This is a genomic window from Spirosoma aerophilum (genome assembly GCF_054782495.1).
Genome location: NZ_BAAGSJ010000017.1, coordinates 701,828 through 718,326, shown reverse-complemented (window position 1 = coordinate 718,326; position 16,499 = coordinate 701,828). Strand labels below are relative to the sequence as shown.

General features: G+C 48.3%; 16 protein-coding genes. 4 read left to right on the top strand and 12 right to left on the bottom strand.

The window, feature by feature from the left end; all coding sequences use genetic code 11:
- Positions 1-271 precede the first annotated feature (271 nt).
- The 4 genes from ACYVK4_RS25240 (at position 272) to ACYVK4_RS25225 (ending at position 4,663) form a co-directional block, all read left to right on the top strand.
- On the top strand, positions 272-2,377 hold the full coding sequence (locus ACYVK4_RS25240; RefSeq protein WP_461130345.1) for an outer membrane protein assembly factor BamB family protein: 2,106 nt from the start codon (positions 272-274) through the stop codon (positions 2,375-2,377).
- Between the two features lie 307 nt (positions 2,378-2,684).
- Entirely contained in the window at positions 2,685-3,602 is a 918-nt protein-coding gene (locus tag ACYVK4_RS25235) for a DUF808 domain-containing protein (protein WP_461130344.1), read from the top strand.
- A gap of 124 nt (positions 3,603-3,726) precedes the next feature.
- Complete coding sequence (locus ACYVK4_RS25230) at positions 3,727-4,017, top strand: hypothetical protein (protein ID WP_461130343.1); 291 nt, start codon at positions 3,727-3,729, stop codon at positions 4,015-4,017.
- Between the two features lie 181 nt (positions 4,018-4,198).
- Entirely contained in the window at positions 4,199-4,663 is a 465-nt protein-coding gene (locus tag ACYVK4_RS25225; protein ID WP_461130342.1) for a hypothetical protein, read from the top strand.
- A 60-nt stretch (positions 4,664-4,723) separates the two neighbouring features.
- Here the strand turns inward: ACYVK4_RS25225 and ACYVK4_RS25220 are convergent, their stop codons facing one another.
- The 12 genes from ACYVK4_RS25220 to wecB form a co-directional block, all read right to left on the bottom strand.
- Positions 4,724-6,430, bottom strand: coding sequence for an ATP-binding cassette domain-containing protein (locus ACYVK4_RS25220; protein ID WP_461130341.1), 1,707 nt, complete (start codon positions 6,428-6,430; stop codon positions 4,724-4,726).
- Positions 6,431-6,604: 174 nt separating this feature from the next.
- Positions 6,605-7,639, bottom strand: a complete 1,035-nt coding sequence (locus tag ACYVK4_RS25215) for a nucleotidyltransferase domain-containing protein (protein ID WP_461130340.1) — start codon at positions 7,637-7,639, stop codon at positions 6,605-6,607.
- A complete protein-coding gene (locus ACYVK4_RS25210; RefSeq protein ID WP_461130339.1) occupies positions 7,639-7,905 on the bottom strand; it encodes a PqqD family protein in 267 nt (88 codons plus the stop codon). The genes ACYVK4_RS25215 and ACYVK4_RS25210 overlap by 1 nt, the downstream gene beginning before the upstream one ends.
- A gap of 10 nt (positions 7,906-7,915) precedes the next feature.
- Positions 7,916-8,488 carry a YkgJ family cysteine cluster protein gene (locus ACYVK4_RS25205; RefSeq protein ID WP_461130338.1) on the bottom strand — a complete coding sequence of 191 codons (573 nt, stop codon included), beginning with the start codon at positions 8,486-8,488 and terminating at the stop codon, positions 7,916-7,918.
- Between the two features lie 151 nt (positions 8,489-8,639).
- Entirely contained in the window at positions 8,640-10,454 is a 1,815-nt protein-coding gene (locus ACYVK4_RS25200) for an asparagine synthase-related protein (RefSeq protein WP_461130337.1), read from the bottom strand.
- A gap of 3 nt (positions 10,455-10,457) precedes the next feature.
- The gene (locus tag ACYVK4_RS25195) at positions 10,458-10,607 is read right to left on the bottom strand and encodes a hypothetical protein (RefSeq protein ID WP_461130336.1); all 150 of its coding nucleotides are present in this window, start codon (positions 10,605-10,607) and stop codon (positions 10,458-10,460) included.
- Between the two features lie 339 nt (positions 10,608-10,946).
- Entirely contained in the window at positions 10,947-11,360 is a 414-nt protein-coding gene (locus ACYVK4_RS25190; protein ID WP_461130335.1) for a lasso peptide biosynthesis B2 protein, read from the bottom strand.
- Complete coding sequence (locus ACYVK4_RS25185; RefSeq protein ID WP_461130334.1) at positions 11,357-12,241, bottom strand: hypothetical protein; 885 nt, start codon at positions 12,239-12,241, stop codon at positions 11,357-11,359. The genes ACYVK4_RS25190 and ACYVK4_RS25185 overlap by 4 nt, the downstream gene beginning before the upstream one ends.
- 143 nt (positions 12,242-12,384) lie before the next feature.
- A complete protein-coding gene (locus ACYVK4_RS25180) occupies positions 12,385-12,975 on the bottom strand; it encodes a hypothetical protein (RefSeq protein ID WP_461130333.1) in 591 nt (196 codons plus the stop codon).
- Between the two features lie 31 nt (positions 12,976-13,006).
- Positions 13,007-14,491 carry a capsule assembly Wzi family protein gene (locus tag ACYVK4_RS25175; protein ID WP_461130332.1) on the bottom strand — a complete coding sequence of 495 codons (1,485 nt, stop codon included), beginning with the start codon at positions 14,489-14,491 and terminating at the stop codon, positions 13,007-13,009.
- Positions 14,492-14,523: 32 nt separating this feature from the next.
- Positions 14,524-15,039 carry a UpxY family transcription antiterminator gene (locus ACYVK4_RS25170; protein ID WP_461130331.1) on the bottom strand — a complete coding sequence of 172 codons (516 nt, stop codon included), beginning with the start codon at positions 15,037-15,039 and terminating at the stop codon, positions 14,524-14,526.
- Positions 15,040-15,359: 320 nt separating this feature from the next.
- Positions 15,360-16,496 (bottom strand): non-hydrolyzing UDP-N-acetylglucosamine 2-epimerase, encoded by a 1,137-nt coding sequence (gene wecB, locus ACYVK4_RS25165; protein ID WP_461130330.1) that lies wholly within the window; start codon positions 16,494-16,496, stop codon positions 15,360-15,362.
- Positions 16,497-16,499: the final 3 nt, after the last annotated feature.

Genomic DNA, 16,499 nt, shown 5'->3' with positions numbered 1-16,499 from the left:
AAATGACAACAGATTCGTTTGTTCTTTCAGCCCTCGTTCAGCATAGTTTTCAGCCGGAGAGGGAAAGCCGTCAGACGTCTACCTGGCATTGATCGTATTCACAGGCAGGGCGGCAGGTCACGGTCAGGAGTAATCTTCCGGTTGGCTGCCAAAGGATATCAAGCCTGCCATATAGCCGGGTGAGTAGATAAGGTAAGGCGCGCCTTACTATCAATAGGAGTTACCTTGACAGAGACTACCTCTCATTCTATACACTCCTCCAAACCTATTCATGAAACGGTTTACCTACCCAGCCTTACTCCTGACCCTTGGTCTGCTTAGTCTGGCCGAAAAATCCGCCACCACCGACTGGCCGGAATACAACGGCGGGCCCGATCGCAACCATTTTTCACCCCTTACCCAGCTAAATCCCGGCAACGTAGCAGGTTTACGGGTAGCCTGGGAATATGCTTCGGGCGGGGTCGATACGCTCAAAAACAACACCCAGATTCAGTGCAATCCGCTCATTATAGACGGTGTCCTGTACGGGGTTTCGGCAGGGTCGCAGGCCTTTGCGCTCGACGCAGCCACGGGCAGGCAGCTTTGGCAAACCGCCTTCACCGATGATACCTTCGCCATGAATAGCCGGGGGGTTACTTACTGGACTGATGGACGGGAGGCTCGAATATTCTTCGCCTACGGCTCGCTGCTTTACGCCCTCGACGCCCGAACAGGCAAACCCGTGCCCAGTTTTGGCAAAGGCGGAAAAATTAACTTAAAAGAGGGCCTGTCCCGTCCCGGGGCCGACGAATACGTGGTGAGTAACACGCCGGGGGTGGTGTACAAAAATCTGCTCATCATGGGCCACCGGGTGTCGGAAGTTGCCCCGGCCCGGCCCGGTGACGTACGCGCCTATGACCTGCGCACCGGGCGGATCGTCTGGACCTTCCACACCATTCCACACCCCGGCGAGTACGGATCCGACACCTGGCCTAAAGACGGCCACCTTAATTTTGGTGGGGCCAACAACTGGATGGGAATGGCCATCGACCGGCAGCGCGGCATTGTGTATGTACCCACAGGAACGGCAGCCTTCGATTTATATGGCAGTAGCCGGCCCGGCAAGAACCTGTTTGGCAACAGCCTGATAGCCCTCGACGCAGCCACGGGCAAACGACGCTGGCATTTTCAGACGATCCACCACGACATCTGGGACCGCGATATTCCGGCTCCCCCCAATTTGTTCACCGTCGTTCATGACGGTAAAAAGGTGGATGCCGTTTCGGTTTTATCCAAACAAGGTTTCCTGTTTGTCTTCGACCGGGTCACGGGGAAGCCGCTGTTTCCGATCGAGGAACGAGCGATGCCCGCTTCCAGTGTTCCGGGGGAGAAAGCCTGGCCCACCCAGCCAATCCCCCTCAAACCCGCCCCGTTTACCCGGCAATCGTTTTCGGAAAGCGATATTAACGACTTTGTTACCGACCGCGATACGGTGCTGGCCCAGCTCCGGCGGTGGCAATCGGGCAAGGAGTTTATTCCCCTTCCCCTGAGTCCCAACCGTACGGTGTTTTTCCCCGGCACCGATGGCGGGGCGCAATGGGGCGGGGCCGCCGTAGACGAAGCGGGCATTATGTACGTTCCGTCCAAGCAAATTCCGGTTACGATGGGCCTGGTACCCACCCCCGCCAGTTCCCTGTCAGCCAAAGTTGTTGACCGCACGGGGAGCCAGCTCTATCAAACTCATTGTGCTTCCTGCCACGGCCAAAACCGCGAAGGCTCCCACGACGGTAGCTATCCGGCCCTGGTCAGTATTTCTCAAAAACGCAATCAGACATCCGTGGCCCAGGTGCTGGCCAAAGGTCAGGGTATGATGCCTGCCTTCACGAACCTGAAGGAAGCGGAGCGAAAAGCCATCGTGGATTTTTTGTTTGGCAAAACAACGTCCGTTGCCAGCCGCGCCGACCTGAACACCGCGCCCTACCACCACACCGGGTTTACCCGCTGGTACGACCGGGCCGGGTATCCCGTGAGCCGCCCACCCTGGGGCACGCTGACGGCGATCGACATGAACACGGGCGAACACCGCTGGCAGGTACCGCTGGGCGAGTACCCTGAATTGGTGGCCAAGGGTCTGCCCCCAACGGGTACCGACAACTATGGTGCTCCGGCCGTTACGGCGGGGGGATTGCTTTTTATCGCTTCCTCCCGCGATGAGCTGATTCGGGCTTTCGACCGGAAAACGGGCCGTGAACTCTGGCGTGCGAAATTACCAGCTGCGGGCTATGCGTCGCCAAGTACCTACGCCGTCAATGGTAAGCAATATGTGGTGATTGCCTGCGGAGGTGGCAAACTCAAAACCAAGTCGGGGGATCGATACGTGGCGTTTGCTTTGCCGTAATCAGGAACTTCCTTTGCCGAGATTGACGAAAGCCTCCTGAGAATCTGACGAGCTATTCTCGTGAAATACCCGTCAAAGCCGGGCAAAAAATTTACAGAATGATAATCAGGTGTTGAAATACCGGGATGAATTAGCAACTTGTTGCCAACTTTCACCCGGCAAGCCGGTTAAACTATCATAAAGGTTGCCAGAAAGGAGCAGGTACAGCTCCCAGCGGCACCATCCGAGGGGCGGGACATTAGAAAAAATGCAGGGTTTTGTAAATTCCCCCACCCTAGTGATTGTAGAAGTAGCCAACTTTTTGACGATGCCTTCAGGACTTTTTGCTCTATTAGATGATATTTCGGCTTTAGTAAAAGCCAGTGCTGCCAGTTTAGATGATGTACCTACGCAAGTAGCCAAGACGACCGGAAAAGTGTCGGGCATTGTCATTGATGATACAGCGGTTACACCCAAGTATGTTGTGGGGCTCGACCCATCGCGGGAGCTTGCTATTATTTATCAGATTGCTAAAAAATCGCTGATCAATAAGCTCCTGATATTGAGCCCGGCAGCCTTGCTGCTTGGCTATTTTGCCCCCTGGGCCATTACGCCTATTTTAATGGTTGGTGGTGCTTATTTGTGTTTTGAGGGCTACGAGAAGGTTCATTCCCTGTTTAGCCACCACGGTCCGAACACTGAACATGAACAAATAAAAGAGATTACCCCCGAAGAACTGGAGAAGGAACGAGTGAACAGCGCGGTTCGTACAGACATTATTTTGTCGGCCGAAATTATCGCCATTGCGTATAGCCAAGTAGCCGATCAGTCGATTGTGAACCAGATTGTGGTGATGGTAGCGGTGGCCGTTTTTATTACGCTGGCCGTTTATGGCTTTGTTGGCTTAATTGTTAAAGCCGATGATATAGGGTTGCATCTGGCGGGCAGTAAATACCCTCCTGCTACTCAGAAAATAGGTCGTGGTATGGTAAAATTTATGCCGCATTTTCTGAGTGGGCTGGGGTATGTAGGTACAGCGGCTATGCTTTGGGTAGGTGCTGAAATCATTGCCCATGGCATACCGTTTACCGCTCATCTGCTGCATGATTTGGAAGAGGCCTTGTCCTCAATGCCAATAGTAGCCTGGTTTGCCAAAGCCCTGGCCTGCGGAGTAGGCGGATTACTTGTCGGGTTTCTTGTGGAGAAGCTTGTCATGCTGGTCAAGAAGGTTTACAAACCAGCGTAGGTGCCTGACGGCCTTTGACCGTTGGTAGAAGCCAGCATGTCGTTAGTGAAATCTTTCGCTGAATGATCGACTTCAATAACGACTCAATGTGATACGAGTTTTATTATCCTTCTACTGACAGGCGATGGTCGACGATCCTTACGATTCATTCCGATATGCCGTGAAGTATTTCTGCCAACTGCCCGGCAACAGCTCGGCTTTTAGCCTGACACGCGCCTTCCAGAGAGTGCGGTCGGAAATGCATTGTCTACTTGACTCGGTAGACGATGAAGCCGTCATTCCTTTACAACCAGCCGGACGGCTAATTGAGTATGCCTGCCAATCCGAACTGGCTTCCTATTTACTCGGTGATGAATCTGCGCTGGTCCGACTGCGCAAAACAGTGCTTCGGGCAGAGCAATTGCTGCCTGACTAAATGATAAAGGCGAGGGGTATTGCTAACGATGCCTTTGACCTTCCCAAGTGTGACAACTCTACTTTCGCACAGAACATTGACGCGATTAACCTGCTTTTCGTATTTTGCCGGACGTAATTTCTCAAGACGGCTGGCCACTCCTATGGTGCGAATTTTTAGTATCTGCCTGATCAATCTGATCATGAGCTATCCCCTACTGGCGCAGTCCTCCTTTGGCGATGCGTGCGTTGGTCGTTGGAAGGGGGTTATGCACATCTATAGCAAAGGCATACTGAGGGATAGTGTTCCCGTGCGTCTGACTGTGGCGCCCACAAACAGCCCAAACGCCTGGAGCTGGAAAACCGAATACCTGTCGGTCAAAACACCGGTCGTCAAAGCCTATACGTTACGATTGAAAGATGCCGCCAAACACGAATACGTAACGGATGAAGGGGATGGAGTTGTGTTGGCGGATTACCTCTTTAACAACAAGCTCTACAGCGTATTCGAAACACAGGGTATTGTCCTCACATCTACCTACGAATTAAGTGGCGACAAGCTTGTTTTTGAAGTAACCTCAGGCAGGAAACACCCTGAACCGGTGCAGTCCGTAACGACCTACTCTGTCGACAACCTGCAGCGGGTCGTTTTCAAAAAAGCGAACTAGTCTATGACAACCCGACAATAAAACACCGCCTGCTAACCTGGTTTTCCAGCAGCCTGCGCCCTATATCACCAGAGTTTGATCAGCCAATTCGTGCAGGTACGGATTATGCGCAATGATCAGTATCGTCGTTTTATGCTTGATCTGCTCAAGTGCGTCTTTAATCAGTTTCTCGTTATTCGCGTCCAATGCATTCGTAGCTTCATCTAAAATCAATAACCGCGGATGTCTCAGCAAGGCGCGGGCCAGCGCCAGACGCTGACGCTCACCTCCGGAGAGCCGCCCCCCCTGATCGCCCACCAATGTATCAAGCCCTTCCGGCAGATCAAAGACGAAACTACAGGCTGCTGAACAAAGGGCTGTATGCAACGCTTCGTCCGATGCGTCAGGATTGACCCACAACAGATTTTGCCGGATGGTTGCATTAAATAAAAAGCTCTCCTGGGGAATATAGGCGATCATACTTCGCCAGTCCTTTTGATTTATGTGGGCCAGATCGATAGAGTCGATGAAAATTTCACCCGCCCGTGGTTTCTGCAAACCAAGAATCAACTCCACCAGCGTCGTTTTACCCCGACCTGACACGCCAATTATCGATGTGGTTTTGTTGATGGGCAGCTCGTACGTGAACTGATTGAATATGGGCGTGTCCTGATCGTAAGAAAAGTCAACCTTATTGAACCTGATCGCCTGCGTAGGGGGAGATTGAAGCGACACCTTCTGCGCGTTATCTTCTTCCCTGTTGCTCTGTGCTTTACGCAGTAAATCGGTTACTCCGGTGTAAGCGGGCAGTGTACTTAGTATATACTGGTAATTACGCGCCAGCGACGAAAAATTAGGGATCAGTCGCGAGGCTATGAACACCATTACCAGTAGATCGATAACCGGAATGTGCAGAAAACGTATAGCCCCAACCAGTATAACGCAGGTACTCAGAGCCGTACCGGCCTGATACAGAAAATCCGTATAGGCCCCGGTGCGGGCGTACGTGTATTCATCCTCAGCGATATCGCTGGTTAACCGCCGGAAGGTTGACACATACTGCTGTTCTATAGTATGGCTTTTGGCAAGCTTAAAACTATTGATAAAATCAAGCACCGTCGTGAACAGGCTTTCGTGCCGCCAATACATTACTTCGCCAACTTTATAGGCGTTTGTGTTTAGTTTTTTCTGAATCAGGAGTAAAGGCAAAAAGCAGAGCAACGCCAAAACTGTCATTTTTACCGATATAAATAAGGAAGCTACCAGATAAAAACAAAAGATAAGCAGCAAGCTAAGCGCGCTGACAAGGGCCATTATCGAATAGCCGATTTTATTGATTTCACCAATCAGGTTATTGAACAGATGGGTATTTTTCTCTTGCTTTACAAATCTCCACTCGGCAGAAAAAATGGCAGCGAATAACGTATCCCGCAGATTTTTTTTAAACTCCTGCACGATACGCGTATCCAGTTGTGTACGGGCAAAGCCCAGTATAGACTGGACTATTGTCAGAACAACGTAGAGAACCAGGCTTGTGTAGATCGTAAACGACAGCCCGAGTCCTTGCCACAACGAATCGGCCAGCATGAATACTTTGGACTGCTGTGACTGGCTCTGGGCGATACCCGTTGATGAAAGCAGGGGCAGCAGAACAACTAGACTACTACCTGATAATACTCCAATCAGTAACGTACATCCAACCGACAACATCACCTTAATCACGTTGGAACGTAGGATCCCAACGGTAAAATTGGTTACCTGCAACGGCCTGTCACCAAACGATATCATCTATGTTTCCTGAATAATGAATGTATCCAAAAGAAAGGGGCAGCTACATAGTTCAGGGCAAAGAAACGGTCGCTGAACGAATAGGTTCTCCAGTAGGCAGGATTGATGAAGAAATGGCGCATCGATCTGTAAAGACCCGGGTAACTCTCTACATAGAAGTAAGCTCTGTAGGCATTAAAAAAACCGCCCAAAACTTAAGCGGAATGCACGGATCGATTTGAGCGGACTCCCGTAAGATTCAGCAACCGCATTGATCCAGAATATATAGGAGTGCACAAGCTTGTTCAGGGCTGTGTCGCACTTAATGGCTTCGTTCAACGTATTGGGTAACTGAACCCCTAGTAGTTTATTGGCCAGAAGGCTGGCACTGAGGACGTATCTAGCCCGGTTTTTAGTTCCTGCTGACTGGTAAACATTACCCAGAAAGTCGGAGCCTTCAGCGTCAATTATTCGGGCAATATCAAGCAGCCAAAACAACCGTTTCCATTGGTGCATGCCCCCATGCTCGCACAAATACATAAATGTATCGACAGGAGCGAGCGTTTTTACCGGTACACCCCCTACCCAATGCACAAGCGCATTCGACCATAAGGCCGCTTCGTCCGTAGTATCTGTGTTAAGACGCCAGTGCAGTTCAAGTTCAATACCATGCTCCTGATGATACAGGTTGTAGTGATGGAAAGTCTCCCGATAAACCGTTTCCTGCTTTGGACTACTCCATAAGGTTTCGGAAAGCGCATACCCATTGTTTGTCAGTATTCTGTAAGCTGCCTGCAAATCAGCGGGGCGCACCAGAATGTCAATATCCTTACACTCGCGTATGGCATAACTGCCATAGTATAACTGACCGAGGATGGGGCCCTTAAGCGAAATTGTTTCGATTTGACTCTTCTGCAGCAACTTAACTACCCGACATAGCTCATTAATGAATGCAATCTGCCGACATGTATTCTGAACCGACCTCTCCCTCAATTGGCTTAGCATCGTTGCCGGAACGTTCGGCAGACTTTGTAGTTGCCGGTACATGATGGTTGTCAGTCGATGACAATCAAGCAAATACAGGATCCTTTCCGTGTCGAAACCCCTAAGCGTAGCGGACTCGAATGCAGGATTCGACGTCAGACAATCGACAATACACTGTAATTCCGGGGTTAGCTTTTCGCTGGACCCGAGTGGATGGACAGACTCTACGGTATAAACGTTGACCATCAGGCTTCAGCCCTAATCAGACCTAGCGTCTGCATTTGTAACACGTGTTTGGCAACGTCGTTGCGGCACTGTTCAGCACTAACCTCATACTCGGCCTGTAATTTCTCGCAAAGCGATTCCATGGTATGCGCTTCCTGCAGCAGCTCCCATATACGGGTAGCCACGGCGTTCAGGGCGAAATAGCTGCCTTTTTCTATATCGACCATGACAATTTCGTCGTCAATCTGCCCCGAAACGGTGTCAGGGTTCCTTACGTATACACTCATTGGTAAAGCTTTATAATTGATTCATCGATTCCTTAAGCAACGCGTCAAAACTCTTAGGCGACTTGAAAGTCTTTGTCAGCAGCGCATCTAAAATCCCGCACTTCATGACCAGCAGGTTGAATTGACCGTTTTTAAGGGGGTCTGACGCCGTGGTCTGCTTCAGGGTGTAAATTTCGTCCAAAAATTGCATGAAACCTCCCACATATACTAATCCGGTCAGGGCCGTATAGAGCTGCATGATTTCAGCTCTAAGTTGTTTGGCATTGGCAACAATCCGTAATGCTTTGTCATTGGTAACGGTATCTTTTGCCATGTTTTTTAGCAGCTGGCATCGAAACGCCCCGCATATGCTCGCCCGTTTCTGTTCATATATGGTGCATTTTTCACAAAAGTAGGGACAGGGTAAGTTGAAAAATTCGCTTTCGCTCTCCTTACCATACAGTTCCTCTATTTTTTCGGGCAGGTTTCCCTGCTCGCCGGGCTCCAGAATAGCCCGCTTAAAGAGTGTTCCGTCGCAACAAAAGCCACAGGTCACACATATTTCCTGCTCCTCTATCGGTATGTGAGCGTTTAGATCAATCATTAGTATGGGGCTGTTTAAACGTTAATTTCCGGCGGGCATTTGATGCTTTCTGGCATTCTGATTAGTTCAGGAATGATAAAAAACACGTACCTGTTAATCGTCTTAAAAGGTATAAATAGCTTCTGGAAGAGCCGATAGATAAGAAGAGCGATCAAACGTCTTTCCGGTAATTTTTTGTAAACTCATGATAAAACTTTATCGTGACCAGCTCGCCGAAAAGAGATGCATGATGCTTATTCCCGGACCGATACTGACCAATTTCACGCTCCAATAACTCAAAATCAATAAAAGAGAGATCGGGGTTTGTTTTAAAATCGGAGACCTCATCCATGAACAGCAGCCCCCGCTCTACCTCCTGCTGATTGATAAGGGCAAATCGGGCGGGATCATTTTTTGCCGGGAGCCAGCGGACGCTTTCCGGCAACCATCCTGCGCTCAGTTTGCGGGGAAGGATGCGGGTGTGCTGACCATCAATCAGTAATTGGGAAGGCACTTTCAACATGTACTCGACAAGGCGTACATCGAGTAGCGGATACCGGTAAACTACCCCGTTTTTGTACCCCATAATGCACCAGGGACCCGTACGTTCAGCGATGTGGTGCGTGTAAATCATGTTCAGGTGAAAACCACGACGAGACCCGTAAACCGTAAAAGGGGCAATGTATTTCTTGTGGAATTGCCGGTGCTCCTTCTTATAAAAGTACATAGTATCATAATATGACTTTATGGTGGAAGGAAGTATATAACCTGCCGCCGGAAGCAGCACCTTATAGATAAGGTATTTTATTATTTTCTTAGGATTCGAAACTGGATTTTTGGCAAAAAACGCTTTCCAGTTGCCATTAAAGACTAAATCAGCATCAATACCCATGCTGGTTAGGCTAAAAAACTCATCGCCACCCCAGCCGCTGAACACTAGGTTTGTTTGATGAAGGTTAGCTAATTTCAGTACTTTTTCTTCATGAAAGTACATGTAATTATGCAGGCTGTTCCGTGTACTTTCAATTAAATCCTGTGGTTCAACATGGATAAAAGAAGGGGTAATATCAGCCATTTCGCAGATCTGCCGGATCAGGTCTCGCTCATCGGTCTGTTCTTTAACGGATGGAGCATTGTCGGGCGTCCAGGAGTAGCCATAAAACGGAGTCTGCCCGGAATAATAAGGGCGAGCGATGACCGAGATCAAGCTTGAGTCGAGCCCTCCACTTAGGTGCGAGCCGGCCGTAAACCGCCGGTCAGACCGAATGCGTATGGCGTCAGTGAGCAAGGTGTTCATCTCACTAAAAAGTTGCTCACTGGTTAGTGTTGTATCGGTTTGGATACGCTCAGGTTCCCAGTATTTATGGATGCTTACCGTTTCCTTCTGTGCCTGAAGCCAATGCCCCCCTTTGAGCATAAGCACGCTTCTGTTGGGGGTTAGGGTTAAATCAACCGGCTTATAAGCCGCCATTATTGGGTCAACATTGAACGAGTTCTCGTCGCCGAAAACCCGACATAAGGCCAATGTGTCGGTACTAAAAAAAAGCACATCGTCTCTTTGGGTATAGACGAGCGGTACGTTGCCAAAATGGTCTCTGAAAATATAGAACTCATTTTCGGCAGCCCGAAAAATAACAATGGCAAAATCGCCATTAAATTCCCTGACAATATCGGGACCTTGCCGAAGAAACAACGCAGCAATTAAAGCCGGAGTTGTTGTATTGTGGGGACTCAGTTGATATTGACTACACAGCTGATCGAGATTATACACGCTGCCGTGTACTAATACCATCAATCCATTGGCCGGGTCGAGGTACAGGCAGTCTGCAGGCGTATAAGGCAGCCGATTGTCAAGAAAGAACCCCCCGAAAAAATGGTGAAAGTTTACTTCATAAAAATTCCCCTCATTCCACTCTACAGCTCGCTGAAGTCGTTTGAGATCAGTACCGTTTGTAGTTGAATGAGGGGAAAACGACCCGAAAAACATTGCTTAGGAAAGCGTTTTATTTTTATTTTCACCTCCTCCCAGACCCACTTCCCTATCACCGCGCCCGGGGTTTACGTAGGTTTCGCTATTGATGTTCAATGTCTGAACGGTTGGGGCTACCCATGCTTTTTTAACACTCTGTTGTTCTTTCATAGTTTTTACTGGACTTATCTAATTGATTAAAAAATACAAGTTGTGAGATTTCAAATAAGTCGATCAGGTGAAGGTGTATAAGCCAAGATCAACAAAAGACCTTTAGTCACAAATTAAGGCATGATGGCACTGAAATCCAGTAACTGTTAACTGGGCGGTAGTGCTCGTTTTAGCCTCGTTGAGTTAGGAGGGGGCAGTTTTGATACCCATAGCCAAAAACAAATCGTCCGGAAAGCTGTAGCCTGATATAATTTGCACCATTGAGTTCATTGGTTTCGATCGTGAAATACACCAAAAGGACTCAACAGGCTGGCAAAATCGTTTATCCCGCACCGTGAGTTAAAAGTAATATAACTCGTGGTAATTCCCGTTTTTTTCAACTATATAATAATCATGGGCCGTGAGCCAGGCGTGGGCCGTAAGCTTTCTATTTGTATCGAAACGTACACCCAGAAACAACGACGAATGAATATGCCGGCTCTGCAGCATCCATCGCGAAGCTACACTCATCACAATGCATTGATTGGGCCAAAACATAATGTAACGGGTACGGTAGATCGCCTTTTTGACTTGTCTTAATTGGTCGGATGTAGGCTGGTTACCGGCTGTTTTATTCATTTTCACCAGTTCAAGGCAACGTTTGAGCGGTATACAAAGCAGTAAGGCTTTAGCCAGAAACACCCAGAACAAGGCTTCAGCAAAAAGTTGCTTTTCCTGAAACGAAAGTTGCCAGAGTTTTTTTAGTCGTCTCATTTTACATGTGCTTCCGTTAGCGTAAAAAACTCCTCATCAACGGGCATTGTCCAGGGTTCAATTAGGGTTTGGAGCTCGGTCTGGAGCTGGCCAATACCCATGTGTTCAGGCCTGTAAACGACAACAATACGAACCGCCTTGCTAATGAGTATAAGCGGCTGAAGATAGGCCGCTTCGCTTTCAGGCATACCAGCCAGGTATTCTGTTCGATAAATCTCATTTCTGAGCGCCGTAAAGCCGGGTATACCGCTCAACGATTCAACGCTAACCTCAGGGTGATCAGTAACGCGCAGAATAATAAGCAGGTCTAACGAAGTCAGACTCCCCGGATTCGATGACATGGGAAAATAAAATTTCTCACGAGAGTCGATGATCTGCTCCAGGCCGCTTTCGGATTGCTGTAATTGTCTGAGGCTATCGCTCCATAACTTTACCCGATCTGAAACACCCCAGATAAAAGGTTTATTGTCTTTAAAGACAATTGGCGTTACGTCATCCGTCAGAAAATCGGCACCCTGCAAACAGAAGGCTGTCGTGAGCGATGACTTACCCGCTCCCGATTCTCCACACAACATGATACCCCGGCCCCGGTAGCGAAAACAACTCCCGTGAAAAGGCAACGTTTTTCGTTGATGCAGTATAGCACCATATACTGACCCATTCAAAAAAAGCTCAATGGCTGATCGGTTGGCATCAGGGTAAGGAAATACGTCAATGTGTTTACCGTGACATGCATAGAACCAGCCAACTTCCGGCATGTCGAGCACGAATTCGTACTGATTCAGTTGCACCCACTCATCCGCATAAGTGGCTTTATCCAACTGCTTTCGGGCGGAAGTTTGTTCAACGACAACGTCTTTTAAGGGAAATCGAAATGGCATAATCTATTCAAATAAAATAGTCCCTTACGTATCCGTAAAATGGTGGGATTGCTGATCGCCTGGAATCAGGAGGACGCTGCCGATTTAGTCACACCGCTTCTTTAGGCAAACGATCTTCGTTCTGGAAAGCCTGGTTATGGCTGTTAAAAATGAACCGCTACGCATGCATTCCCGCTCACCGTGAGTCCAAGATTGATATGGTCAACGTGAGCAACTTTCCGAACGGTCGCCGGTTTGGCATTGTACAAACGTACTGAACTTGCCATACAATCGTTAGCCCATTCGATCATACCAATACCCCCGGCCAAAAGCCCTACGCCAAGAAGCGTTTTGGGCAGGCTGCGCTGAACATAGCTTGCGGGTACATCAGGTACATTGGGCTGCTCCCGCGTACCTATACCCCGGATATAATCCGTTTTCTGTTCGCCCCGCAAGCCGAGGTAGCCCATCACGATACCGGATAAGATCAGAATGGGTCCAACAGGCTTGAGCCGCTGGGCCCATTCCAATTTTCGTGCGGACGTAAACTTATCCTTATACAAGGTGTGTACTGCCGAGTAAGAAAGCCGCACGGTATCTTGATAAACGGCCGTGAAGAACATGTTTCGTTTGGTGCGCAGCGAGTCGGCTGCCTTTGACGGTGTGCGTTGGGGACTAATGGTGTTTGGCTGCTGAGCCATTGAGGGAAGGCTGATCACCAGGCCGACCCACAAGAAAAATAGTATTGGCTTCATAAAGTATAAGATTAAAGAATCGTTCGTGCTTTTATTGAAGCGAACGCTTCACAACAAGGCTACAACCAATGTTAGGTTCCAGTACACCCCGACTATCGTAAGCGACTATTGATGTAAATGTGTATTTCTGGTACGGGAAAATAACCCGCTGCTGGACAGAAATCTGACTTTTGTCAATTGGGACAGTGTAGCTGCCCAGATTATTGCCCACGGAAATACGCGATAGGAGTTCGACCTGTTTAACGCGACTCTGAACACTTAGGGAAACAACCTGTACGCGGTTATTCACAATTCGGTAGGGATTGGGATCTAAATCCTGGGGAAGACCCGTCGTGTAGCGCAACGGCATAATGAAAGGTGTACCGATTGTTTGCCGCTTGTATACCCAGCCATCTATATAACGACCATTGTTCATGTAGTCTTCAGCCCCCCGCAAATATTCAATAGTTGACCGGTTTGACGTATAGGGGCCTCCCTGACTGGTTGTTTGCAGATACTCCAGCACAACTTTTAATATACCCTGCTTCGCCTGTTTGCGAGTATACGACAGACCATGCAGCCCATCGGCAATGTTATTCAGATAATACAAGGCCCCGGCTTCATAAATGGATTGTTTATACAAAAACCAGTGAGTGTTTGGCGTATTATATTCAATGGCCAGATCAACCGTACCTAAATGATTACCTACCCGGTTGCCTCCTTCGGCAGACGCTGTGTTGTTTTGAACGACGAGAGGGGCCGATGTATAGAGAGATTTACCCGTTACAACATATACATAACTTTCCAGGTCGGTACCGAATTTGGTAACCCGCACACCGCCTTCATCCATACGCGGGTAGAGGACATCTCCCCCCCACTGCACCTGGTGGTTAAAACCAGCATGAAGTTTAAAACGCCAGTTGGGTTTGCCTAACCGAACGTAAAGGCTCTTTTGATGCAGCAGTATATTCCTTACTGAATCGCTGTTACCCAGCCAGCCATGCGAAAAATTGCCCTTGACGGCAAGCAGACCGTTCGCCGTAATAGGGATATAATTTTGAATCGAAATCTCAATTTTAGGTACAGGAAGCGCATTGCCCGACCAGATGTATGAACCGGTTGTCAGCGTCGTGTCAACCAGACCGACTACCTCACGGCGTCGACCGGCAAAAAGTTCAAGCGCCCCGTATCGCACTTTTCCGTATAGCTCTGGCAGCAGTACCTGGTTAGTTTGGCCCGCATTGGCAACGGCCCGTAACCCGTAGCCATAGGAGAACCGGTTTTTATGTTTATCCGTCGAAACCCGGGGACTATAATCTTTCCTGATCTGCCCCCGAATCGTTAACCCCTGCGACTCCAGCGGTATCTCACCATATTGATTGGAGCGTACCCAGAACGGATTGGTGGATGATGACGAAAAAAACACCCCAGCTTCAATGTCGATCTTCGGCTTTGACGTGTCAGACTGGGCAATAGACAAGTGGTTGACCATGAGGCCAATGCTCACACAGGTGGTGAGATACGTTAAATTAATCATTTACTGATACAGATAGGTAATCCTAAAAGGAGTCAATGAGCGCACACAGGCAATTGATAATTAGACAGCTTCTCGATCTTATTCCTGGTCATATCGATGGTGATGTAAGCTGACAATGACTCGAGTTTAATCGTCAGTGTTTTTCCCTGGATGGTAACTACCTCTCCTTCCTGATCCATAAGAACCCCAGATTTTACACGAAGTCGATCAGTGGGTGAAAAACTATTTATTTCCAGCGATTTATGATCAAAATCGTTTAGTATATTCTTAATCAACTCAATCTCACATGGACGAACAACAGCCGGCTTTTTTAGCCAGTACAGATAAGCGACCAAACCAGGAGTGCCAAAAACCTTCGCCCGATCAGCCTCAGGAAGATTGACAAAGCAATACGAGCGAAATAAGGGGACTTCTATCAGCTTTACTCGGTCAGACCACTTCCGCTGTACTTGCTGAACCGGGCAATAGGTTTCAATACCACGGTTTTGCAGTGTTTTAGCCACCAATATTTCAGATCTCGATTTTGTGTAAAGTACATACCACGGCATATTTTCTCGACAGTTACTTATTATTTATTACATCTCTAGAGTAAGTAAAAACAACTGACGGATTATTTTGAAAAGAGTCACTAAAGCGCAAAAATAAAGAGCGCATATGTAACTATTATCCAATAAGCCGAACTATTACACACTAAATGGGTACTTCAGACCAAATCAATCAAGTCCGCTTATTTTATTATTAATTTGATAGTATATAAAACAATAATTAGTAAACAAAAGCAATAGTTTCTGGCAATTATTAGAATTTTATTTTGTTTTATTTAATAAAGATAGAATTTTTGTAGTACGAAATCAATTAGTATTTAATTTTAACTAAAGTGTATAATTATGTCTCTACAGGCCCTTCCGTTGCCAAAAACAGGCATAAATGCTGGCTGTGTAAAGTGAATAAGCTGGCTATAGGCCTGTTGAATACGAGTTGGATCGGCATCACATAAAATAGATGCACCCTCTCTGAGTATTTCCACCCATTCGGTTTCAGCTCGTAGCACAATACATGGTTTTTGAAAAAAATACGCTTCTTTCTGGACTCCTCCCGAATCTGTAATAATCAATTGTGCTTTTTGCTCCAAAGCCAGCATCTCCAGAAAGGATACCGGCGGCAGCAGTCGGATATAGGCATTGGCCCGAATGGCTCTGTACAAATCCGGGTAAAGCAGGTTCTGCATTTGTTTGGCGGTGCGCGGATGCAACGGAATCACCATCTGAGTCTGATAGTCGGTGGAAAGCGACTGTAAAGCGCCGAAAATGGCGTTGAGACGGTCCGGATCGTCGGTGTTGGCGTTGCGGTGAATGGTGACCAGGGTGAACTCATTCGGCACTAAGGACAACGTTTCCAGAATCGTTGTGCGGTCGGTAGCCAGAGCCGAAAAATGCAGCGCGTTGTCGTACATGACATCCCCCACCTGAAAAATACCCGGATTGTCAATGGTGTAGGGTGGTTTGTTGGTCACCGAAAACCCTTCTTTTATCAGGTTGTCGACACCGGTCTGCGTGGGTGGAAACAGATAGGTAGACACATGGTCGGCCATGATCCGGTTAATTTCTTCCGGCATACGCTTATTATACGACCGTAGCCCCGCTTCGATATGCACAACCGGTATCTGCTGCTTCGAGGCCGCAATAGCCCCCGCCAGCGTTGAGTTGGTATCGCCGTAGATGACCACCCGGTCGGGTTTCTCGCGGTCGATTAGTTCTTCAATACCGGTTATCATCTGCGCCGTCTGCTGTCCATGGCTCCCCGACCCGACACGCAGGTTGTACTGCGGCTGCGGAATGGCCAATTCGTCAAAAAACACAGCCGACATATTTTGGTCGTAATGCTGCCCTGTATGTACCAGTACTTCCGATACCTGACCGGCAAAGTCCTCCCGAATGGTTCGGCTAAGCGCCGAGGCTTTGATAATTTGCGGACGGGCGCCGACAAGCGTTAATAATTTAAGCATCTG